The sequence below is a fragment of the Paenibacillus sp. FSL R5-0749 genome (assembly GCF_038595085.1).
Taxonomy (GTDB): Bacteria; Bacillota; Bacilli; order Paenibacillales; family Paenibacillaceae; genus Paenibacillus.
In genome coordinates, this window is record NZ_CP152005.1 from 680,552 (window position 1) to 702,579 (window position 22,028).

General features: G+C 47.8%; 20 protein-coding genes. 17 read left to right on the forward strand and 3 right to left on the reverse strand.

Annotation, left to right across the window (positions count from 1 at the left end; all coding sequences use genetic code 11):
• Positions 1-15 precede the first annotated feature (15 nt).
• From MKY85_RS03180 to MKY85_RS03205, 6 genes are all read left to right on the forward strand, one after another.
• Positions 16-372 carry an SdpI family protein gene (locus MKY85_RS03180; RefSeq protein ID WP_339239384.1) on the forward strand — a complete coding sequence of 119 codons (357 nt, stop codon included), beginning with the start codon at positions 16-18 and terminating at the stop codon, positions 370-372.
• A 192-nt stretch (positions 373-564) separates the two neighbouring features.
• Positions 565-1,017 carry a MerR family transcriptional regulator gene (locus tag MKY85_RS03185; RefSeq protein WP_342571759.1) on the forward strand — a complete coding sequence of 151 codons (453 nt, stop codon included), beginning with the start codon at positions 565-567 and terminating at the stop codon, positions 1,015-1,017.
• A gap of 228 nt (positions 1,018-1,245) precedes the next feature.
• Positions 1,246-2,466, forward strand: a complete 1,221-nt coding sequence (locus tag MKY85_RS03190; RefSeq protein WP_339239386.1) for an MFS transporter — start codon at positions 1,246-1,248, stop codon at positions 2,464-2,466.
• Between the two features lie 18 nt (positions 2,467-2,484).
• Complete coding sequence (locus MKY85_RS03195) at positions 2,485-2,907, forward strand: universal stress protein (protein ID WP_339239388.1); 423 nt, start codon at positions 2,485-2,487, stop codon at positions 2,905-2,907.
• A gap of 94 nt (positions 2,908-3,001) precedes the next feature.
• A complete protein-coding gene (locus MKY85_RS03200) occupies positions 3,002-4,426 on the forward strand; it encodes an aldehyde dehydrogenase family protein (protein WP_342571760.1) in 1,425 nt (474 codons plus the stop codon).
• 370 nt (positions 4,427-4,796) lie between these two features.
• Positions 4,797-5,570 carry a TipAS antibiotic-recognition domain-containing protein gene (locus MKY85_RS03205; protein WP_342571761.1) on the forward strand — a complete coding sequence of 258 codons (774 nt, stop codon included), beginning with the start codon at positions 4,797-4,799 and terminating at the stop codon, positions 5,568-5,570.
• 152 nt (positions 5,571-5,722) lie between these two features.
• Here MKY85_RS03205 and MKY85_RS03210 read toward each other — a convergent pair whose 3' ends face one another.
• The gene (locus MKY85_RS03210) at positions 5,723-6,220 is read right to left on the reverse strand and encodes a GAF domain-containing protein (RefSeq protein WP_339239392.1); all 498 of its coding nucleotides are present in this window, start codon (positions 6,218-6,220) and stop codon (positions 5,723-5,725) included.
• A gap of 184 nt (positions 6,221-6,404) precedes the next feature.
• On the opposite strand from MKY85_RS03210, the gene MKY85_RS03215 reads away from it, so the two are divergent.
• The 3 genes from MKY85_RS03215 to MKY85_RS03225 all read left to right on the forward strand — a co-directional run bounded on the left by MKY85_RS03215 (position 6,405) and on the right by MKY85_RS03225 (position 9,096).
• Positions 6,405-6,701, forward strand: a complete 297-nt coding sequence (locus tag MKY85_RS03215) for a hypothetical protein (protein ID WP_339239393.1) — start codon at positions 6,405-6,407, stop codon at positions 6,699-6,701.
• Positions 6,702-6,898: 197 nt separating this feature from the next.
• Positions 6,899-7,471 (forward strand): GNAT family protein, encoded by a 573-nt coding sequence (locus tag MKY85_RS03220; RefSeq protein ID WP_339239394.1) that lies wholly within the window; start codon positions 6,899-6,901, stop codon positions 7,469-7,471.
• 119 nt (positions 7,472-7,590) lie between these two features.
• Positions 7,591-9,096, forward strand: a complete 1,506-nt coding sequence (locus MKY85_RS03225) for an MDR family MFS transporter (protein ID WP_339261298.1) — start codon at positions 7,591-7,593, stop codon at positions 9,094-9,096.
• Positions 9,097-9,545: 449 nt separating this feature from the next.
• Here MKY85_RS03225 and MKY85_RS03230 read toward each other — a convergent pair whose 3' ends face one another.
• Complete coding sequence (locus tag MKY85_RS03230; protein ID WP_339258681.1) at positions 9,546-10,007, reverse strand: MarR family transcriptional regulator; 462 nt, start codon at positions 10,005-10,007, stop codon at positions 9,546-9,548.
• A gap of 399 nt (positions 10,008-10,406) precedes the next feature.
• Here MKY85_RS03230 and MKY85_RS03235 point away from each other — a divergent pair, with 399 nt between their 5' ends.
• The 6 genes from MKY85_RS03235 to MKY85_RS03260 all read left to right on the forward strand — a co-directional run bounded on the left by MKY85_RS03235 (position 10,407) and on the right by MKY85_RS03260 (position 17,957).
• Positions 10,407-11,738, forward strand: coding sequence for an MFS transporter (locus tag MKY85_RS03235; RefSeq protein ID WP_342571762.1), 1,332 nt, complete (start codon positions 10,407-10,409; stop codon positions 11,736-11,738).
• 211 nt (positions 11,739-11,949) lie between these two features.
• The gene (locus MKY85_RS03240; protein WP_339239398.1) at positions 11,950-13,299 is read left to right on the forward strand and encodes a hypothetical protein; all 1,350 of its coding nucleotides are present in this window, start codon (positions 11,950-11,952) and stop codon (positions 13,297-13,299) included.
• A gap of 49 nt (positions 13,300-13,348) precedes the next feature.
• Positions 13,349-15,295 carry a hypothetical protein gene (locus tag MKY85_RS03245; RefSeq protein WP_342571763.1) on the forward strand — a complete coding sequence of 649 codons (1,947 nt, stop codon included), beginning with the start codon at positions 13,349-13,351 and terminating at the stop codon, positions 15,293-15,295.
• 164 nt (positions 15,296-15,459) lie between these two features.
• The gene (locus MKY85_RS03250; protein ID WP_342571764.1) at positions 15,460-16,191 is read left to right on the forward strand and encodes an ABC transporter ATP-binding protein; all 732 of its coding nucleotides are present in this window, start codon (positions 15,460-15,462) and stop codon (positions 16,189-16,191) included.
• Positions 16,192-16,210: 19 nt separating this feature from the next.
• A complete protein-coding gene (locus MKY85_RS03255) occupies positions 16,211-17,458 on the forward strand; it encodes an ABC transporter permease (RefSeq protein WP_342571765.1) in 1,248 nt (415 codons plus the stop codon).
• A 112-nt stretch (positions 17,459-17,570) separates the two neighbouring features.
• Positions 17,571-17,957 carry a hypothetical protein gene (locus MKY85_RS03260; protein ID WP_339239403.1) on the forward strand — a complete coding sequence of 129 codons (387 nt, stop codon included), beginning with the start codon at positions 17,571-17,573 and terminating at the stop codon, positions 17,955-17,957.
• 182 nt (positions 17,958-18,139) lie between these two features.
• On the opposite strand, the gene MKY85_RS03265 is transcribed toward MKY85_RS03260, so the two are convergent.
• Positions 18,140-19,408, reverse strand: a complete 1,269-nt coding sequence (locus MKY85_RS03265; RefSeq protein WP_342571766.1) for an NAD(P)/FAD-dependent oxidoreductase — start codon at positions 19,406-19,408, stop codon at positions 18,140-18,142.
• Positions 19,409-19,602: 194 nt separating this feature from the next.
• Here MKY85_RS03265 and MKY85_RS03270 point away from each other — a divergent pair, with 194 nt between their 5' ends.
• Both MKY85_RS03270 and MKY85_RS03275 read left to right on the forward strand, forming a co-directional pair.
• On the forward strand, positions 19,603-21,297 hold the full coding sequence (locus MKY85_RS03270; protein WP_339239405.1) for an ATP-binding protein: 1,695 nt from the start codon (positions 19,603-19,605) through the stop codon (positions 21,295-21,297).
• A gap of 221 nt (positions 21,298-21,518) precedes the next feature.
• The gene (locus MKY85_RS03275; RefSeq protein WP_278297014.1) at positions 21,519-21,953 is read left to right on the forward strand and encodes a BrxA/BrxB family bacilliredoxin; all 435 of its coding nucleotides are present in this window, start codon (positions 21,519-21,521) and stop codon (positions 21,951-21,953) included.
• Positions 21,954-22,028: the final 75 nt, after the last annotated feature.

Here is a 22,028-nt window from a genome sequence, read left to right on the forward strand (position 1 = left end):
GAAGGGGAGAACGTTTTGACAGGAGCAGTAGTTGGGATCATCATTGGTGTGTGCTATTTCATTCTGGGGTTAATGGTGTTCAAAAAACCACCGAAAATGATTAACGGGATATATGGGTATCGAACCCCGCGTGCAATGAGTAATCCCGAGTTGTGGGACGAAGCGCAAAGTTATAGTGCCAATCTGATGATGCAATTTGGTGTGATTATCACGATATTTGGCATTATCGGTTTCTGGCTTACGGATGTACGAGCTTTGGTGCTGAGTCTGGTTGCTACAGGGTTCTATACGTTCAGACTGTTTACCAGAGTTGAAGGTCGTTTGAAGCAAATGCAGCGAGCGCAACAGCAACAAAATGAGCAGAACGGTTAAGGAGAATTAAATGAATAGTGTAGAGAGGAAGACTCGCGAGTGAAGCGGGTCTTTTTTTTGTTGAAATTGGAGAAGCGAACACGCTGCTAAACTCGATAAGACTTCAGGCACGAAATCTAACGTTGACGTTAACGTCAATATTATATATAATTATATACATAACATTACGGACATATAAGAGAGGTGAGGGAAATGAGTTTATATAAAATCGATGACGTAGCCAAGGAATGCGGTTTGACCAAGCGAACCATTCGGTATTATGAAGAGATTGGTGTCATGCCTTCACCTCAGCGGACAGATGGCGGAACGCGGTTGTACACTCGTGACGATATCAATTTTCTGAAGAAGGTGGTTCGTGCCAAAGAGGTACTTGGATTCTCTCTTCAGGAGCTACATACTTATGTGGCAACAGCAGATGCACTGAACGAACAACGTTTTGACTACCAGCAGACGACCGAAGTGAGAGAGCGTATTGAGAAGCTCAACACGATGGAAACAACACTAGATGGTCAGCTGCAACTGATTGAGCAGAAACTTCAGAGCATACATGCCGTACAGACTGAATTGGAAGAGCTGCGAGAACGCGTTCGGAGCGGTATTCAGAAATTACAGGCACACGATCCGCAGAGTGATGAAGACGGGTAACCCGAAGCCAATCAAAGTTATATACAAAACTGTATATACACATAATCGCTACATGGAGTGAGCACCATAGTGACTGTGGCAATCCTGTACAAACACCGGATGTTCCGGTGTCATTTGTGCCGTTTTGTCACCTCTAATTCTGAAAATGAACACGGGTTTTCATTGTCTTTCGCAACATTTTCAAATAAAAAAATTCACCACATAAATCATTCACAGGAGGAATTACGTATGAAAAGAGAGCCATCATTACCGGACGAATTGCCGTCATCCCGTGGAGGCTTGCTGTCTCAACCGAGAGCGGTATGGGCGGTCGCCTTTGCATGTATCATATCCTTTATGGGTCTGGGTCTGGTTGACCCAATCTTGCCCGCAATTGCAGATCAGCTGCATGCTTCCAAAAGCCAGGTGTCGCTGCTATTCACCAGCTATAACGCTGTAACGGGGGTAGCGATGCTGATTACGGGTGTCGTATCCAGCCGGATCGGTGTGAAATGGACGCTGCTTAGCGGCATATTGTTGATTATTATCTTCTCTTTCCTCGGGGGTACCTCAGACACGGTAGGTGCATTGGTTGGATACCGGGGCGGTTGGGGACTTGGTAATGCCTTGTTCATCGCAACAGCGTTATCCGCTATTGTGGGACTGTCCACTTCAGGGACAGCCAAGGCTATTATTTTGTATGAAGCAGCACTCGGTCTCGGGATTGCAGTTGGTCCGCTGCTAGGTGGTGAGCTGGGTTCCATCTCTTGGCGTGGCCCGTTCTATGGCGTGGCTGTACTAATGGCAATTGCTTTTATCAGCATTACATTTATGTTGCCCAAAATGGCAAAACCAAAAACACGCAGTTCGTTGTCCGATCCGTTCAAAGCATTAAGTTATCCTTCACTGAAAACTTTGGCGATTACCGCCTTCCTATATAACTTTGGTTTCTTTACTTTGATGGCCTATTCACCTTATGTCATGAATCTGGATGAGCACGGCTTGGGTTATGTATTCTTTGGTTGGGGACTGATGCTGGCCATTACGTCGGTATTTGTTGCTCCAAGACTGCAACGCCGATTCGGTTCGGTGCCGTCCATGAGTGTCATGCTTACATTGTTCGCGATCGATCTGGTTGTTATGGCCATGGGTACGGTGATGGGGTCACCAACTACCGTTATAGTGGCGGTCATTGTGGCAGGGATCTTCCTTGGGATTAACAACACATTGATTACAACGGCTGTTATGGAAGCTGCACCTGTGGAGCGTTCGGTTGCTTCTGCTGCATACAGCTTCGTTCGTTTCCTTGGTGGTGCACTTGCTCCATGGCTTGCAGGTAAATTGTCCGAGTGGTTCCTGCCGGAAACACCGTTTTATTTTGGCGCATTAATGGTTCTCATTGGTGTCGTTGTACTGTTAGTACGCCGTCGTCATCTGCGGGATATCGATTCCGCCATTACATCTCATTAATTCACAGGAGGAATTGCAATGCTGAAACGTATATTGGTTGCTGTTGATGGTTCGGATCATGCGCATAAGGCTTTGGAGCAAGCGCTGATTCTGGCTGAGGATATGAAACAACCCGCAAGTCTGTTGATCGTGCATGTCAATCCTGCTATCTCTATTAATGAGCCTGCATTGGGTGTTGATTTGGAAGCTCGGATTGCTGAAGAAGGGAAACATATCATAGAGCCTGTGACCAGACAGTTGTCTGGAAGAGACGTTGCATATGAGACCCTGCTGATTGCGGGTGATCCCGTCAATGAGATCTGTCGTGTGGCGCGCGAACGAGATTGTGGAATGATCGTAATAGGTACAGGCGGGAAAGGCATGCTCGCAGAGATGATTTTGGGTAGTGTCAGCCATGGCGTATTAAAACATGCAGAGTGCCCTGTCCTGACGGTTAAATAAGTGAGTGGGTTGAGGGGCCCAAAGTAGTGTATAAATAGATAAGGTAATATACCGTCATATTTTTGTAGTCATTATTGGATGGAGGATGCAGCATATGAAAAAACAACATCTGTTCATCGGTGGCAAACCGACCGAATCCGTAGATTATAAAACACTTCAAGCACCATACTCCGGGGAAACGCTGGCAGAAGTCTCGTCGGCTTCAGCCGAGGAAGCGGAGGCTGCTGTTGCAGCTGCGGTTCAGGCCGGGAAGGCAATGCGCCAGATGCCTGCACATCAGCGTGCAGATATTCTGTACAAGTTGTCCTCCATGCTTGAAGAACGCAAGGAAGAAGCAGCGCGAATCATTGCGCTTGAAGCGGCGAAGCCGATTACCGCAGCACTGGCCGAGGTTGACCGTACGGTGGAAACGTATCGTTTTGCCGCCGAAGAAGCCAAGCGGCTGACCGGTGAGACGGTTCCGATGGATGCAGCCAAAGGGGGAGAAGGGCGTATCGGCTATACGATGCGGCAACCTCTAGGTGTCATCGGTGCGATTACGCCTTTTAATTTTCCAATGAACCTGGTAGCACATAAGGTAGGCCCAGCGCTGGCAGCAGGCAATACCATTGTTCTCAAACCTGCGGAGCAGACACCCCTGTCCTCCTATTACATCGCTAATCTGCTTCAGGAAGCCGGATTGCCGGATGGTGCATTGAACGTTGTGAGTGGTGACGGCAAAACTATTGGGGATGTGCTTGTTGAACACCCTCGTGTTGCCCATATTACGTTTACAGGCAGTCCAGCAGTAGGTACGAGCATTCGCAGCAAAGCAGGACTAAAACGCGTGACATTGGAGCTTGGGTCGAATGCAGCGGTGATTGTGGATAAGGACGCAGATCTGGACAAAGTGGTTCCGCGTTGTGTGACGGGTGCTTTTACGTATCAGGGACAGGTATGTATTTCCCTACAGCGCATTTACGTACATCGTGATATCTCGGAAGAATTCATCCGGCGTTTCGCTGAAGCGGCTAAACAAGTGGTGATCGGAGACCCACTGAGCCCGGATACGGTGGTGTCTGCACTGATTACCTCCAAGGATGTACAGCGTACACTCGACTGGATTGAAGAAGCCAAACAGGCCGGGGCTAAAGTGGCAGCAGGCGGTCAAGCTGAAGGAGGCGTTCTGCGTCCAACGGTGCTGGTGAACGTTCCACGTGATGCCAAGGTATCCTGCCAGGAAGTGTTTGCACCCATCGTGGTGATCAATCCGGTAGATTCCGTTGAAGAGGGTATTGAACATGTCAACGATTCTATCTACGGACTTCAGGCAGGGGTATTTACAAACGATATTCATACCGCCCTCCATGCTGTCGATCAGATCGAAGCAGGCGGAGTTATGATTAATGATATTCCCACGTTCCGAGTGGATCATATGCCTTACGGCGGTGTGAAACAGAGCGGTATCGGTCGTGAAGGTGTAAAATATGCAGTAGAAGAAATGACAGAATTGAAGTTTGTCATGTTTAACAAAGGATAACTTTCTTCCATTATTTTATTCAATATACCGTATGTTAAGGAAATATAACTACACGCTCCTGTGCCAGAATAGTGGCACAGGATTTTTTAATTGAAGATCATGGAAAAAGTTTAAAAAATACATACGGATTCTTCACTGACTGCGGGTTCACATCTGATGAGACGGGTATAACATAGTTAACATACCGCAACTTAACTGACCAAACGCCGCTAATATTACCGAAGCATGATGTACCCAACCATAGCACGAGCGGAATGAAGCGGTACAGCACTGCCGAAAGTCTTATATTCTCTCATTATTCAAATAAAATGCAGTATGAAATAATAAGCCTGAACTCTGGAGTTGCAGGACAGGCAGGAGGTGTATTCAAATGGCATATTCCATGGTTGATGTATCAGGAATGTCAGGCGTAAGTCTGAACGAACTGAGCCAGTATGCGCAGACAGGTCTTCTGAATCCGGCCTTTGGGGATTCGGATGAAGCTATCTATTATGAAAAGCAGGAATTAATGAGACTCCAGCAAATCCTTTTCTGTAAGGAAGTAGGTATGGAGGAAAATGAGATTGGCCCTATGCTAAGGGATGATCCTCAGGATGTCATACGCATCATGAAACAGCATCGCATTGAGATTCTGGAGAAGGCACTCCGCTTGCATGGTTTGATTCAGACACTGGACAAAACGATCGCGCATTTGCTAGGAGAACAGGAAATGGACGAACATGAGCTGTATATCGGTTTTGTGGATAAGGGGCGTCATCAGTTATTAAATGAATCGGGTTCTAACTCTGTCAATAATGATGTGAAACGAATGCAGAAAGAGGGCGTTCAGAAGTCTGACCAGGAGTTAAAATCGAAAGAAGATTATCTGGATTCCCAAGCGAAAATTGATCAGGTTCATCTTGACTTGCAACAGGCCATTGAGGATGGATTGGAACCCGGTAGTGCGAAAGTGCAACGGATTATTGACAGGCATCTTGAATGGATCAAAGGTTATTATACACCCACTGCTGAGATCTATCGGGATTTGGCCAATCTGTATGTAGAGCATAAAAATTTCCGCCAGATGTATGATGGTTACCACCCGAGGCTGGCTGAATTCCTGCGGGACGGGATGATGATTAAAGCGGAACACGATCTATCCTAGATGCATAAAGTAACATGGGCGAGCAAGAACATGGGTGTGAAACAACTTGGATAACAAAGAGCGCAGACCTCTAGGAGGACTGCGCTCTTTGTTATTACAGGTCATTCACCATCGTGTGTGATGAAGTCTCCGATCACCTTGTTCATCATTTCCTAAATAGATACGGTTGCTTCCAACTGCTCAGTAAGCAGGCTTACGGCTTTCTCCAGGAAGATGCGGTCTTCGTCATCAAAACGGTTTTTGATCGGGCTGTCGATATCCAGCACCCCGTACAGTTCACCGTTTATGATAATAGGTACAACAATCTCACTGTTCGATGCTGCATCACAGGCAATATGGCCTGGGAAGGCATGAACATCGTCAACGACCAGGGTACGTTTTTCCGCAGCAGATGTGCCGCATACCCCACGTCCCAGTGGAATTCGGATACAGGCAGGCAGTCCTTGGAATGGTCCGAGGACCAGTTCTTTTCCATCATACAGATAGAAGCCGACCCAGTTGGTGTCGGTCATAAATACATTGAGCAGCGCAGCAGCGTTCGCCAGATTGGCAATCGCACTAGGTTCATCGCGGATCAGAGCACTTAACTGTCCCAGGACGGCGGTGTGCTGCTCACTTCGTGTTCCTTCATAGGAAACAGCTTGAAACATGTAAATCACCCTCCCGAGCAAAATGGTACTTATTTTCAAGATAGTGCAGAGTATGCGGTTAGTCAAGCGGAGGATTTCGGAAAGGCAAGGGAATACCAGAAGAATCCTCCTGTTTCTCAGCTTCTTGCGTGGGGTAATTACTTAGCAACCACGGAGGGCTACAACCCGGGAAGGAGCTTGGCTTATGCATGCAGAGGTACAGAATCTTTTTGTACGGATTCATCTACTATATTTCGCCCAAAATCAGGATTTGAACGTTAGCGAGGCGCTGCCCCTATTGGAAGAACGGGGATATCGCGTTGGAGAGCGGGAGATCAAGCAGGAGCTTGAACACCTGACACAGGAGAACTTCCTGACCGCCCACGGGGACCAATGGAGCCTAACCGGGACTGGTATTGAAGAATTCAAGGAAATCACCACCGTACTTGGCCGGGTTAGCGACGAATTGCTGGCGAAGGACAAGAAAACGTCCAAAGCCTAGAATTTATTCGGACAAGCACGATGACGTGATTCATTCAAACTTGAATGGATCCATACGGACAACAAGACCGGGAGCGATATTGGCCCGGTTTTTTGACGTGTATCCGTGACTGAACAGTTGCCATTCGGCGCAGGTTATGATTAGATGACTAATGAATCTTATGGTCTGCGGAGATGGATCGGATCGGAGTGTCTTATATGTATAAATGCAAAGGAAGAATTCCCGAAATGGAGACTGCGCGGCTTCGTCTGCGTAAAATGCGTCGCAGGGATGCGGCCCAGATGTTCGCATGCTGGTCAGATCGCGAGGTGACCCGTTACATGAATCTTGCACCCATGATTGGGACAAGCGAAGCGGCGGACATGATTGGACTGCTCAACCAAATGGCAGGGGAAGAGGACGCGATCCGCTGGGGGATCGAACTCAAAGAAACAGGCAAGCTCATTGGCAGCTGTGGATTCAACACATGGCAGCTTGAAGGCGCATTCCGTGGGGAAATCGGTTATGAGCTGGGACGGGACTATTGGCGTCACGGTTATATGACAGAGGCTTTCTCGGCATTGCTGCCCTTCGGGTATGAGACCATGGGGCTTAATCGAATTGAAGCGCTGGTTGATCCGCGTAATGTGGCTTCCGGTGAGTTCCTGACGAACCGCGGCTTCACGCGAGAAGGGCTGCTGCGTCAGGTGCAACATACATCCACCGGATACAAGGATATGGTGATGTATTCGATGTTGTATGATGAGTTTCTTCGCAAGAAAGGCAAATAAAGAGACAGTATATATTTGTTTTTTATTTACACGTAAACGAAGAAACAGAACAAAGTTGGAGAAGCACCAATTATATAGAGAACAAAGAGAGAAGGGTTCGTGTGAATGCAACTGGAGGTTTGAAGCGCAGTTTCATCTTGACGGGGCTGTTGCTCGCAACATTTCTGTCAGCGATTGAAGGCACCGTAATTGGTCCGGCAGGGCCTACCATTGTCAGTGAGTTGGGGAGTGTACAACTGCTGAGCTGGATTTTCACTGCATACCTGCTGACGATGGCTGTGAGTACGCCCATTTTCGGCAAAATTAGTGACTTGTACGGACGAAAGCCTGTATTTCTGATTGGTTGTGCCTTATTTTTGCTGGGTTCACTCTTATGCTGTCTGTCGCAGAATATGGAGCAATTGATCATTTTCCGTGCTATTCAGGGGATTGGTGCGGGGGCGGTAGTTCCTGTTACATTTACGATTATTGGGGATATCTACTCCATTGAAGAACGTGGCAAAATCCAGGGCTGGATCAGCTCCGTTTGGGGGATTTCGTCTTTGGCAGGACCGCTGCTTGGTGGTTATTTTGTAGACAATCTTGGTTGGCAGTGGATCTTTGGTTTTAATGTGCCGTTTGGACTGCTCGCGATGTGGTTTGTATTTCGTTACCTGAAGGAAGATATCTCTCCACGGACAGCCAAAATTGACTATGTCGGTGCGCTGACCTTCACGGTGGGCATTACCGCATTGTTATTTGTCCTGTCGGCGGGTGGGCAGTATTATGCCTGGAGTTCTCCGTTGATTGTAGGACTGAGTGTGGTTGCCGCTCTGTTTATTATTTTATTTTTTGTGGTGGAAAAAAGAGCTCAGGCCCCAATGGTTCCACTACATCTGTTCCGAATTCGGGACATTCGTGTGGCGAATATCGCCGGATTGTTAACCAGTACCCTGATGATCGGTCTGACCAGTTATTTGCCGCTCTGGGTGCAGGGGGTTCGGGGAGGGAATGCGACTGAATCGGGGTTGCTACTCGCACCGATGTCGGTCGGTTGGCTCATTGGTAGTGTGCTCGCAGGTCGTCTGCTGATGAAGATTGGATCACGGTTGACCGCATTGATTGGAGTAACCGGCATTGCGGTCGGATCGGGTGGGCTCTTTCTGGTGGGAGGGACATCCCCGCAGGCTGTGCTATTTATTTTGACCTTTATTTATGGTCTCGGCTTCGGATTTGCGTTTACGATCTTTACCATTATCTCGCAGTCTTCCGTAGGATATAAGGAACGTGGTTCTTCTACGGCACTGCATACGTTCATGCGTACCTTGGGACAGACGATTGGTGCAGCAGCTTTTGGCACTTGGTTGAATTATCGGATCTCCACGTTGTCGAGTGAGCAGAATCTGGCTGAGGCCGGAATATCGGAGAATGATCTGAACGAACTGCTAGCACCACATACGGATGCGGCGCTATCGGATGATAAGTGGGCGCTACTGCGGAGCGTGCTGGAAGGAAGCTTGCATTCTTTATTTGTCATTATGTTTGTCATTGCACTGGTCTCCTGGGTAACGACGCTTGCTCTACGCAAACGTTTAATTGTACCCGAAGATGCAGATGCTCCACCACAACCTCAAGGCTCGAAGTAAAAAGTGGATGTATACGAAAAACCGGATTCGCCGTTGTCAGGCAAATCCGGTTTTTTTGTTGATTGGCACACATGCATTGGACTAGAGTGTACCTTCACTCAGGAGAGGGATACGCTGGAGGATGTCCGAGTCAAAAGCATTTTAAAGTACATGCTCATCCTGGTGAATCTTCCAGACGAAATTTCTAAGGAACGGAGGACATCTTATTTGGCCTTCTGCTGCTCTTTTAAAATTGTAAGAAACATGAGACACGTTATGTCCCGAAATCACCTGAAAAACACTTTGTATAAGGCTGTTTATTCAAGGATAGCGTGTGTCAGATTCCTTAAAATGCTGCGAGCGCTTCAAACCCCTGAATATGACGTCACAGGTTCGTTAGGACTCCCGCTCCATATCTGCTCCAGAACATTCAGTTACGCTCCAGCTTTCGGCTGGTTTGAAGATAAGCTCTAGCTGTTCGCTGATAAACGGTCTGCAGAATGTGCAAGCCTTCCCAAAAGTTCGGACAGCAATTCCTTGTCTTCCTCACTCAGTCCACTGACAGCACGATCGATCTTCATCGCATAGCCTGGATAGATGTCATCCATGGTGCGCTGGCCTTCTTCCGTTAGTTCCACAAAAATGATCCGTCTGTCTTGCGGACAATGTTTGCGGTGCAACAATCCTTTTTGCTCTAGCTTATCAATCACATAGGTCACATTCCCGCTTTGCAGCAGAAGCTGTGCACCAACCTGTTGAATCGGCTGAGCTCCTTTCATATATAACACTTCGAGCACCCCGTATGCGGTGGGGTTGAAGCCATGCACTTTGCTTCCGGATACAGCGTGTTCATTCACGCTCTTGAATGTCTGGGCCAAGGTGCGGTACAGATGAAGTGAACGTTCGGTTCCGATTTCTTGTAATTCCAGCATGCTGATCCCGCCTTTTCAGATTAGTTTTATAAGTTGAAATGATGAAGTTACAACCTTCCACGATGAGCATAGAACAACCTTCCAATCACTGTTATCCCCATCGTTATGCTGTTCATATTAAAAATAATTTCAACTTATATGCGTTGGTTAGTTGGTTAGTTATGTTTGAAGATTCAGGTTGTCACCATGGTTTAATTGTAAACTTCTATTTCTACGAAAAACATGCGATATGTCACAAGATTTGCATTTTTAGCATTTAAAATTTGATCATTCACCATACCGAAAAATCATCCTTGAGGTGCCGCTTCTTCTCCGCCTCTGGCAGGAGGTTGAGTCAAGCCCTGCTCTCTTATAATGAGTTCATATCATGAATTCGGAAGGTAATGGGGGAGAAGAAGCATGACAAGTGATTTAACGTTTGAAGGACATCGACCGCTGAAGAATAACCGATCTTTTGTAACATTGATGGTAGCTCAGGCCATTTCCAATCTGGGAGATTGGCTGCATCTGCTCGCAATCCTGACCCTCGTGGGTATCCGCTGGAATGCAACGCCATGGGAGATTACATTTGTCACACTATCTGCAGCACTACCTGTTCTGTTGACAGGGCCATTCGCGGGCACGCTTGCGGATCGTCTAAACCGAAAATGGCTGATGATTGTAGCTGATGGTGCACGGATCATCATCGTGGGTGCGTTGATTTTTGCTGATCAGATCTGGCATGTCTACCTACTGCTTGTCCTCAAATCCCTGTTCGATGTCATTTTTTCTCCTGCGAAGAACGGAAAACTGAAAGAAATTGTACCTCATGAGCAGCTTGCGCAAGCTGTATCCATTAGCTCAATCATTGAACAGATGTCCAAAATTATCGGTCCAGCGCTTGGAGGGCTGTTGGTAGCCGCTTTTGGCATCACCTGGTGTTTTGTTCTCGATTCAGCGTCTTTTCTGATTTCCGTCATCATTTTATTGTGGATTCCTGGAACGCGGGTGATCCAATCTGCAATTCATAACGTAACAGAAGTAGAGGAAGAGACAGCTGGGGGTGTTCGCAACCGCCCTAAAGACTCTTTTTGGAAGGATACACAGGAGGGCATCCGCATGCTCGCATCTCTCCCTCATGTAGGAACGTCTCTGATCTTGCTTGCTTCAGCCATACTTTTTCTGCAATTTGCCGATTCACAGACCGTGGTGTTATTCAGACAGCTTCCCGGAATTTCAAGTGATCTGCTGGGATGGTGTGTGGCGGCCAGTGGTGTAGGTACATTAATTGCAGCGATGAGTGTGCGGAAGTGGAAGCATGCAGGGCATGTTTTGAAAATGGGTCTGGGTACCATACTCATGGGTCTGGTTATCGGCGGAGCCGGTGTTATTGTTGGAATTTGGCCGCACGCCGGGCTGGGTGCCAATCTGCTGCTAGCATCCCTCTTTGCCTTGGCAGGTGTTGGAATTGGGTTTGCGATTGTACCCTTTCAAATCCTGTTGCAGGAACAGACACCCGAGCCAATGACAGGCAGGGTATTTGGAACGGTAGGCAGCATTATGACAGCCAGTAATATTATGGGCCCGGTGGTAGGTGGATTCATGGTCACCTCATTCGGTGTAGTGCCAGCTTTTGTCTGTTCAGGTATTTTGCTGACCCTGCTTGGTTTGATTTATTTGATGAGACGCAACAGGGAAAAAGCCGATCTGAATGGCTCCATTGCCGCCAAGACCATGATTGCAGGCGACTAAAAACATGCCGGATCTGTTCAGGTTAGAACAATTGAAATGAAGGTTTGAATTTACTTCAAATTTAAAGTTTTTGATTAAAATGCGTTTGAGTAAACGCCTTCACGTTTAATGAGGAACAGGCAGAAATCCCTGTATTCTAATTATTCCTAGGGGAAAACTCATATGCCTTGTCCCACCAACCAACGCAGTAGCGGAAAGGGGGTGAAGCAACTTGAATGTAAAGTTACCAAAATCCATAGTACGTCTTGGAAGCATACCACTGGCAATACTTGCCGGGACCTTGATGCTGGGGTTTGGATCTTCGCATGTGTATGCGGATGATGCTCAGATATCTTCTGAAAAACCGTCCAGCGGATTGTCGCTGAATCTGCTCTCACGCGATTCGGATGGCGGGTTGAACCTGACTCCGTCGGTATCGGTGTCCACACCATTATTGGATGTTGAAGTTCCGTCGATCAAAGCGAATGAATCCACAGGTAAGCTGAGTGTATCTGAGCTGAAAGTAGATACACCGCTTGGATCGGCCGGAACATCAGAGATAGGTATTGATGCGAAGGAGGGAACCGTTGAACTGCCGTCTGTACAGGCGGATACGCCGGTGATCAAAGCCGATGTATCAAGCAGTCAGGTGAATCTGAACGAAGGTACAGCTTCCTTGCCCGAGGTTACCGCAGAGGTACCCGAGGTAATCAAGGCAGAGACGTCTGCTGTGAAAACTAACCTTCGGCAGGGTAAGGTTGAATTACCTTCCGTGAAGGTGGATGTACCCGAGGTTACTTCGGTCAATATCTCTTCATCTCAAGTGGATCTGAGTAAGGGGAATGTCCAGCTACCTTCTGTGAAAGCAGAAGTTCCTGTTGTAGACGTATCCGCTGAACTCAATCCTGATCAGGAGAAGGTGGAGATTCCAAGTGTGAAGCCGGAACGGCCTGTAGTCACTCCGGAACAACAGCCGGTCGTCAAAACACCGAATGTTAAAACTTCCAATACGAGTGCACTCGCAGATCCTGTTTCATCACAGAACAACGTGGAAGGGCAGGACGCAGTTCAGGTTACGGGCAACGTGATTGAGGTCACCCCGGAACCAGGAGTACGTCCAGAACAACCTGTTGTCCCGCAGGCACTGCCTGTTGACGGAACCGATCTGACACAGGATTCCGATGTCAATGCAGATTTGCCTGATAACGAGTTATTCCTCGTGGATCAGAACACTGTTAAACCATCTGTCACTGAACAAGTGCGGAGCAACCTGGAAGCCAATTCGAAACAAGATGATGATAATGCAGCATCTCCATTGCAGCCTCGCACAGAACGACCAACAAGTTGGTCTGTTGCGGCAACTTCTCCCGGAGCAGCGAATGCTTCCGCCGGGACAAGCTCCGGTGCGTCAGGTGTAACTGGAGGTGGAGCAACCGCTCCAGCAGCTGCACTTCCGGGAGCAACAACAGGTCTGGTTACGCCGGATTATGATTTTGCTTTCCGAATGGAACGCCTGGATGGGTTCAGTCAATGGTCACAGGCACCACCGGGACGACCGCCGCAATATACCTCTTTCTCATAGACAACATTGGCGTTAATTCAACCAAAATTGAGAAGGAGTGTATATAATCATGAAAAAAGTGAATCGTTGGGTAAAATTGTCGGTATTGTCGGGTACGTTGGTGGCTGGATTGCTGGGAGCTTCGCAGGCAACTTACGCAGATAGCTATAGCAATAACAGTAATGGTAATCTGGATCTGAATGCAGGTTTGCGTCTGGAACTGGGATCTCTTCTGTCAGGACACCGGGACACAGGTTACGGTACCAATGGTAGCTATGGAGGTTCATCCAGTGCAAGCGGAGCATTGAATTTGGATCTTGGACTCAATGCCGGCTTATCCTCAGAGAGCACGAACCGATACAATGATCATTCTTCCGACCACACTGCTGAGCGTAGCAGTTCTGGCAAGCTAGGCCTTGGCTTGAATGCCAATGTGTCGGGAGAAGGTACAACGATGAGCGATTATTCACGAGGCGGCGATGGTCGGAACGTAAACAGCAGCTATACGAGCGAAAGCCGTGGAGCGCTGGGTCTCGGTCTGAACCTTAATGCGGAAGGTGAGAGTGCAACAATGACTCAAACTGAACGCAATAACAGCGTGAACGACCGTGAGCGTAACACGAGCAGTAATTTCATGAATGAAAGCCGTGGTGCGCTGGATCTGGGTCTGAACGCCAAAGCGGAAGGTGAGAGCGCAACAATGACTCAAACTGAACGCAACAACAGCGTGAACGACCGTGAGCGTAACACGAGCAGTAACTTCATGAATGAAAGCCGTGGAAGCTTGGATCTGGGCCTGAACGCCAAAGCGGAAGGTGAGAGCGCAACAATGACTCAAACTGAACGCAATAACAGCGTGAACGACCGTGAGCGTAACACGAGCAGTAATTTCATGAATGAAAGCCGTGGTGCGCTGGATCTGGGTCTGAACGCCAAAGCGGAAGGTGAGAGCGCAACAATGACTCAAACTGAACGCAACAACAGCGTGAACGACCGTGAGCGTAACACGAGCAGTAACTTCATGAATGAAAGCCGTGGAAGCTTGGATCTGGGCCTGAACGCCAAAGCGGAAGGTGAGAGCGCAACAATGACTCAAACTGAACGTAACAACAGCGTGAACGACCGTGAGCGTAACACGAGCAGTAACTTCATGAATGAAAGTCGTGGAAGCTTGGATCTGGGTCTGAACGCCAAAGCGGAAGGTGAGAGTGCAACAATGGCTCAAACTGAACGCAACAACAGCGTGAATGACCGTGATCGCAACACGAGCAGTAACTTCGCGAATGAAAGTCGTGGAAGCTTGGATCTGGGTCTGAACGCCAAAGCGGAAGGTGAGAGTGCAACAATGACTCAATCTGAACGTAACAACAGCGTGAACGACCGTGATCGCAACACGAGCAGTAACTTCATGAATGAAAGCCGCGGTGCGCTGGATTTGGGTCTGAACGCCAAAGCGGAAGGTGAGAGTGCAACAATGGCTCAAACTGAACGCAACAACAGCGTGAAAGACAGCGAGCGTAACGCAAGCAGTAACTTCACGAACGAAAGTCGTGGAGCACTGGATCTGGGTCTGAACGCGAAAGCCGAAGGTGAGAGTGCAACAATGGCTCAATCCGAACGCAACAACAGCGTGAAAGACAGCGAGCGTAACGCAAGCAGTAACTTCACGAACGAAAGTCGTGGAAGCTTGGATCTGGGTCTGAACGCGAAAGCCGAAGGTGAGAGTGCAACAATGGCTCAATCCGAACGCAACAACAGCGTGAAAGACAGCGAGCGTAACGCAAGCAGTAACTTCACGAACGAAAGTCGTGGAGCACTGGATCTGGGTCTGAACGCCAAAGCGGAAGGTGAAAGTGCAACAATGACTCAAACTGAACGCACTAACAGCGTAAACGATCGTGATCGCAACACGAGCAGTAACTTTACGAATGAAAGTCGTGGAAGCTTGGATCTGGGTCTGAACGTAGATGCGGATGCAGAAAGTGAAACTACATCTGTGGTGGAGACAAATCGGTAATATGAGATTTTCACTGTAATATGAAGAAGCAGGGGCTCCGGAACCCCTGCTTCTTTTTTTGCCGAAATAAAAACGCTCAAAATGATCAAACAAACAGCTCACAAATCGTATACAATAAAATGAGTTGATCTAATAAGCCCCGAATCAGAACAGGAGTGTTCGATATGAAGATAGAGTATGGAGGTACAGTTACACAGGAGTCCATATTGGACGTACATATTACAGAGGCAGGATACGAGCCAGGACAATCGACCATTCGCAATATTCGAATGAATGTGGCGCGAGGAGAGCTGGTAGGTATTATCGGTCCAAATGGTGCGGGCAAAAGTACCACGATCAAAACACTGCTTGGTCTGCTGGAACATGCAAACTATGAAGTGACAATTGGGGGAGATGGTCGCTATGCCTATATCCCGGAGCAACCGGTTTTTTACGAATATATGACCCTATGGGAACATCTTGATCTGGCCGCAGCAGCGTATGAAATGGAAGAAGAGGTCTTTGTCGCCAGAGCGGAGGAGTTGTTGGTTCGCTTCGGCATGGACCACGTTCGGAATGATCTTCCAGCCAGTTTTTCGAAGGGCATGCGGCAGAAAATGATGCTGATGATCGGTTTTCTGTCTTCGCCGGATATCTATATCGTGGACGAGCCGTTCATCGGATTGGACCCCCGTGCAACCAAGGATTTTCTGAAATTACTTGATGATGAACGCCGCCGTGGTGCGGGTGTGCTCATGTCTACGCATGTGCTGGATACCGCTGAACGAATCTGCGACCGATTTATTCTGATTGCTTCTGGCAGATCTGCTGCCGAGGGTACATTGGATGAGATCCGTGAAGTGGCAGGACTGCCGGGAGCCTCTTTGTTCGACTGTTTTGATATACTGACGACTTAGATAGAGAGGGTGAGAGAGGATGGAAACTTCCCGGCGTTATACACCACTTCGTTTATACAAGCGAAGACGCAAAGAGCATTTCAGGGAGCAGATGAAAAACCTCAGACTCGTCGTGGATTGGACGGTGTGGGTATACCTGCTTGTTCCGGGTCTGCTCTATCTGATTGGGTGGTACATGAGTTTATGGACCAAAATGCTGCCTGCATGGGCAACAGGATTACCACTTCCCGTACTGACCGGGCTAATTGACGTGGTCATGCTTACCGGGGGTGTGCTGATATTTGTGGAGGAAGCGGATGTATTGTTTTTGAAATCAAGGTCGTTGTGGATGCGCACCCTAATGAGGCAAGGGCTCTACCGGTCCTGTCTGCAACATCTGGGCAAGATGATCTTGGTTACAGCACTAACTGCTCCTCTGTGGTCCCGTGTCTATGAGATGTCGAATCTCCAGATTGCACTTATGGCTGTCTGGTTCGGCGCAGTAGCTTCATTTCAAGCGATAACACTACATATCACGAAGGTTCGATATACGGGTTGGCGACGCTGGATTCGGATGGTCCCTCTCGTGATTGGCATAGGTTATATGACCATCCATGCGACATCATGGATGCATGAACAGACGTGGAAAATTATCTTTGGCATCGTGCTTATCATGCTTCTTCTGATTACCGTTGGACAGATGAGGCTGTTAATGAAGGGAACGTTTGAAGGGGATGTACGAGAGGATCTGCGGAGCAGGCTGCAGCTTACAGCTCTAATGTTAAGTCGGGCGGTGAGCAAGCCGAAAGCTCCACGAACACGGTCCATAATCTTCCGCAAACCACGGAAACTGTTACGCAATCGTTCCATCGCGAATCGGACAGCAGAGATTGCGTTCAAGGCGTTTTTTCGGAACTCGGCCACGATGAAATTGTATTTGCAGCTTGGCGGACTATCCATTGCAGCAGTTGCATTACCCCCTTTTCCGGTCAATGTCATCGTGTGTGCGTTATTAATCATCATGTTGACGGTGATGTTTTATCGTTCCTGGGATGTCTTTGCAACGTCGGACTATGTTCAGCTTATAACGTATGACTCGGAGGCCCTGCATCGTGCAGGTTCTATGATGGTTCGAATGTTGTTCATTCCGATTGGTATTCTGATGGGATTCACGCTGGGATTGGCCTGGCTCGGCTGGATCGTGGGTATTCTGACAGCTGCAGGGGCGGTGGCCTTCGGACTTTGTGTATTATCGATTGCCGGATGGGTTCGGCTTACACGTGCCTAAAGGAATTCCTTACTAAGTTAGAGCATATCACGCGCTATAACTGACCATGCTATAGAAGAAGAATCTCATCTATGGGTGATGAGAGATTAGCTGTAGCAAGGAGGAAGAGATAATGATGATGGATAATAGCGAACTACAGGTGCATTTCTCAGACGGTTCAGCGTTGAATGCCGCCAAGGCAACCTTGGAGGAATTGGGATATAAGCCATATCAGTCTGGCCCGCTGGAATTGTATATCCCCACAGATCGCCAAGATCCTCAGTCTGCTGTAGAGATTGTACAATCTCATGGGGGAAGTGCTGTATTTGCCTCGCAGACGGAAGAACTGGATCAGTTTCAGAACATATCAATTCCGGCTCATCTCGTGAATGAGGACTGGAATGAGGGGTATGCGAGCGGAAACCAGGGAAGCCAGACGGAGCAGGGCAGACATAACTATAGCGAGGACCCGACATACGATGATTCAGCTGATGGATTCTCAGGCAGTGTCAAGGCATAGAAGGGAAAGATCACAAGCTAAGAGTGGTTCGTTCCGTCTTACTAAAATGAAATAATGCCCAAAAACCCCGATACTCCACAGACAGTGGATATCGGGGTTTTTGACATCTGAAGCAATTCATCGCTGATGATGCCAGTAGGCATGAGTTGTAATCAAAAGCGGACTTTTTTGAACAACCTCTACTATAATGTAGCGTGCTTATATTCAGCCGCATGCATGCCAGCCGTATATCCGGTGGAGAAAGCAGCAGTGATATTATATCCGCCGGTGTAGCCGTGAATATCCAGCACTTCACCGCAAAAGAATAGTCCAGGCAGCAGCTTGGATTCCATTGTTTTTGGGTATATTTCCTTTAAGTGAATTCCTCCCCCAGTGACGAAGGCTTCTTTGAGTGATCTCGTTCCGTCTGCACGGAAGGTAAAAGCTTTCATTAACCCACATAAGTTGCTTAACATGCCTTTGGGGAAATGGTGGAACGTAAGGTCATCACTGATCTCTGCCCGTTTCATCATTAATGGAATCATGCGCTCTGGAACCCATGTTTTCAGTATGTTTTTGACAGCCTTGCGGGACTCTTGTTCCAATACCTGTTGAACCTGTGCTTCCAATGCACCTGCGGATAGCTTTGGGAACAGATCAATGCTCATGATGACCTGCGGGTTTCCAGACTTCATCTGAACTTTGCGGATAAATTGGCTACAACGCAATGCAACCGGTCCAGACACTCCAAAATGCGTGAAGATCATATCCCCGCGATGGGAGATGACGGTTTTTCCTTTAGCGTCCAATACAGATAAGCCGATATCCCTCAATGACAAACCTTGCAGTTCTTTGGATTGAATCCAACTCTCCCCAGATACAATAGGCACTTCGGTTGGATACAACTCCGTAATCGTGTGACCCGCAGCCTCAGCCCAGGGGTAACCGTCTCCGGTTGATCCGGTTTGAGGTACGGATTTGCCACCAGTAGCGATAATGACAGAACGTCCAAGGATCGTTTTGCCGGACATCAATTTAACACCCTGTACTTGCTGACCGTTCTGAATGAGTTCCTTCACCGGTTCTTTGGTACGAATCTCAACGCCGAGGGAGACAATTTTGCCTACCAGCGCATCCACAACTGTTTTTGCTTTATCGGTTACTGGGAACATTCTGCCGTTGTCTTCTTCTTTCAGGGCGATTCCGAGATTCTCGAAGAAACGCATGATTCCCTGGTTGTCCAGATTCTGAAATGAACTATATAAAAAGCGTCCATTACCCGGAATGTGTCGGATGAGTTCATCCGTTTCCTTGGCATTGGTTACATTGCATCGACCTCCGCCAGAGATGCCGAGTTTACGACCCAGTTGATCTCCTTTATCCAGCAGAAGCACGGATGCTCCGTGCTCGGCAGCTGCAACGCAAGCCATCAGGCCCGCGGATCCGCCACCAATTACAATGACATCATACATATGTTATTACCCTCTTTTTTCATTGATTTTGTCTGTTTTACGTAAACTGTGTCTACTCCTGGCTTTTTCTGAAATATAATGGAGTTGTGGCAGTTCTATTGTGCAGTCTTAAGGGATATATTGTAATATACTGTCGCCTATGTTTTAATCAGAAATACATGAGGGAATGTGCAGGCAGAGGAGGAGATGGCATTGTGGTTGCGTTAAAGGACATGCTTTTACAAGTACTGCTGGCAGGGACGGCGGTATTTCTGATTCCCTTATTCCGTCTGGTACTCTCCAAGCGGGCTATTGCCAAAATGGATCATGCCGGAACCGTTTATACCAGTTTTGCTGTGACAAGTGCCCTGAGCATGCTATTGTGTCTGCTATTTGCACTCTATGCAAGCCCGGTAGCTGTACCCATATCATTAAGTATTGTACCTGTGATACTTGTTATTTTGTATTGTAAAACCGCTATAGGCGTAACGCTGTCCATTCTACATATTCTCTTCTATTTTCTGTTTGCGCATCCCTATGATCTGTACGGATTTCTCCTTCATACGGGCATTCTTCTCTATCCTATTGTATGGTTGTCTGCCAAACGATTCAAGCATAATACACCTTCACGCAAAATGACGATCCTCATTATCCTAATTACAATGGAACTGGTTGTAACGAGTCTGTTATGGATCGCATCCCTCCAGAATGAATCCACGTACTCTGCAACCTACCTGATACTTACAGCTCTTGGATATACCGCAGGAGCCATTGTTGCAGGCATTCTGAGTCTGCTATGGCTGGAACGGATGAAGCACTATCGCGGACTGGAGCAGCATCTCTCGGAAGTACACAACCGATACATAGACGAATCGGAGAAACTTCATCAGATTCTGAACGCAGTGCCGCTCTCCATTGCCACCGTAGATAAACAAGGCACAGTGATGTTTGTCAATGAGATGATGAAGCAAATGGCAAGAGAACAGCTTCCCTGTACCTCCACCCCTGATCTCATTGGACAGCCTGCCACTCAATTTGTTGAACAAGGTCAGGCGGACAAGATGGATAAAAGCATTCGCAGAGCCGTCGTTCATGGTGAGATTAGTGGATTGACCGTTCGTTACGGTGCAAACGTCTTGCAATCCCGAACCGTTCCGATCTATGCCTTTTCAACAGAGTCTGCGAGAGAAGTAACAGGAGCCATGCTGATCATTCAGGATATCACGGAGCTTGAGATGCTGCGAAGTGAACTCGATAATGTGGATCGTCTCAGTCTGGTAGGGCAGATGGCTGCAAGCATTACGCATGAGGTGCGTAATCCCATGGCAGTTGTGCGGGGCTTTCTTCAACTGATGCAGGAAAAGAGTCCGGACTCCCTGGATCACTATTACCGGATCGTTCTGGAAGAGCTGGATCGGGCCAACAGTATCATTAATGATTTTTTGTCTCTGGCTCAGAATCGTATTGCCGAGAAAGAGGAATCCCAGCTGCACGATATCATCCATGAACTCAGTCCATTGTTATGGGCGGATGCGAACCTGCGTGGTCAGAGTATTGAACTCATGCTCGCCCATAATGTGCCGAAGTTGCATCTCAATTCCAAGGAAATCAAACAGGTGGTATTGAACCTGGCCCGTAACGGGATGGAAGCCATGAACGAGAAGGGTGTGCTTACGCTGGAAACGCGGATCGTGGATGATAAGGTGGAACTGTGTGTACGTGACACAGGACCGGGTATACCCCGGGTGAAGAAGGAAAAGCTGTTTGAACCTTTTTACACGACAAAAGCCAAGGGAACCGGACTTGGATTGTCGATGTGCCTGAGTATTGTGGAACGACATAATGGAACCATCACTGTGGAATCGGAGGAAGGTCAGGGTACCACCTTCAAAGTGGCATTTGAACGTTAGTCATTCAGCATATTTTGCCAGACAATGAGACATAATATTATAGAAGAAGCCTTTCCGCAGGCGGTTTCTGAATCTTGCTTTCATTGCTTATGGATGTATAATAGGAATAGCACATCATTACATCCATAATGTTCGATATGAATGTAACGTTGTTTTGGAGAGTTATTCGCCTTTAATTCGATCGAGATCATAGAACAACCATTTATAAGGAGTGAAACCGAATGTCAATGTCATTTGATCAATACATGAAAGATATGGTTCAACCCATGCGGGATGAGTTAACTCGTCTAGGAATCCAGGAGTTGCGTACTCCTGAAGAAGTGGAAGCAAGTCTTCCAGATGCAAAAGGAACAGCACTGGTTGTCATTAACTCTGTCTGCGGATGTGCCGCAGGTCAATGCCGTCCAGGGGTGTCCCAAGCACTTCAACACGATATTACACCGGATCACCTGTACACTGTATTTGCTGGTCAGGACAAGGAAGCAACTGCAAAAGCACGTGAATTCTTTGCACCGTATCCTCCATCTTCACCGTCCATCGCTCTGATGAAAGACGGAGAACTCGTTCACTTTATCGAGCGTCATCAAGTGGAAGACCGTTCTGCAGAGGAAATTGCGGCTGATCTGACAAATGCATTTGAACGTTATTGCCGTTAATTCGCTCCATAGAACGCCCCGCCCTTCGGATCACCGATGCCGGGGCGTTTCATTTTGGATAGATAAGGTTATTGA

Excerpts from the sequence above, each read along its gene's own strand:
- MKY85_RS03190 (WP_339239386.1), top strand. The coding sequence starts at position 1,246 with ATGAAAAGAGAGCCATCATTACCGGACGAATTGCCGTCATCCCGTGGA.
- MKY85_RS03215 (WP_339239393.1), top strand. The coding sequence starts at position 6,405 with ATGCATGCAGAGGTACAGAATCTTTTTGTACGGATTCATCTACTATAT.
- MKY85_RS03255 (WP_342571765.1), top strand. The coding sequence starts at position 16,211 with ATGGAAACTTCCCGGCGTTATACACCACTTCGTTTATACAAGCGAAGA.
- MKY85_RS03210 (WP_339239392.1), bottom strand. The coding sequence starts at position 6,220 with ATGTTTCAAGCTGTTTCCTATGAAGGAACACGAAGTGAGCAGCACACC.
- MKY85_RS03200 (WP_342571760.1), top strand. The coding sequence starts at position 3,002 with ATGAAAAAACAACATCTGTTCATCGGTGGCAAACCGACCGAATCCGTA.
- MKY85_RS03245 (WP_342571763.1), top strand. The coding sequence starts at position 13,349 with ATGAAAAAAGTGAATCGTTGGGTAAAATTGTCGGTATTGTCGGGTACG.
- MKY85_RS03275 (WP_278297014.1), top strand. The coding sequence starts at position 21,519 with ATGTCAATGTCATTTGATCAATACATGAAAGATATGGTTCAACCCATG.
- MKY85_RS03265 (WP_342571766.1), bottom strand. The coding sequence starts at position 19,408 with ATGTATGATGTCATTGTAATTGGTGGCGGATCCGCGGGCCTGATGGCT.
- MKY85_RS03220 (WP_339239394.1), top strand. The coding sequence starts at position 6,899 with ATGTATAAATGCAAAGGAAGAATTCCCGAAATGGAGACTGCGCGGCTT.
- MKY85_RS03205 (WP_342571761.1), top strand. The coding sequence starts at position 4,797 with ATGGCATATTCCATGGTTGATGTATCAGGAATGTCAGGCGTAAGTCTG.
- MKY85_RS03235 (WP_342571762.1), top strand. The coding sequence starts at position 10,407 with ATGACAAGTGATTTAACGTTTGAAGGACATCGACCGCTGAAGAATAAC.
- MKY85_RS03260 (WP_339239403.1), top strand. The coding sequence starts at position 17,571 with ATGATGATGGATAATAGCGAACTACAGGTGCATTTCTCAGACGGTTCA.
- MKY85_RS03230 (WP_339258681.1), bottom strand. The coding sequence starts at position 10,007 with ATGCTGGAATTACAAGAAATCGGAACCGAACGTTCACTTCATCTGTAC.
- MKY85_RS03250 (WP_342571764.1), top strand. The coding sequence starts at position 15,460 with ATGAAGATAGAGTATGGAGGTACAGTTACACAGGAGTCCATATTGGAC.
- MKY85_RS03185 (WP_342571759.1), top strand. The coding sequence starts at position 565 with ATGAGTTTATATAAAATCGATGACGTAGCCAAGGAATGCGGTTTGACC.
- MKY85_RS03195 (WP_339239388.1), top strand. The coding sequence starts at position 2,485 with ATGCTGAAACGTATATTGGTTGCTGTTGATGGTTCGGATCATGCGCAT.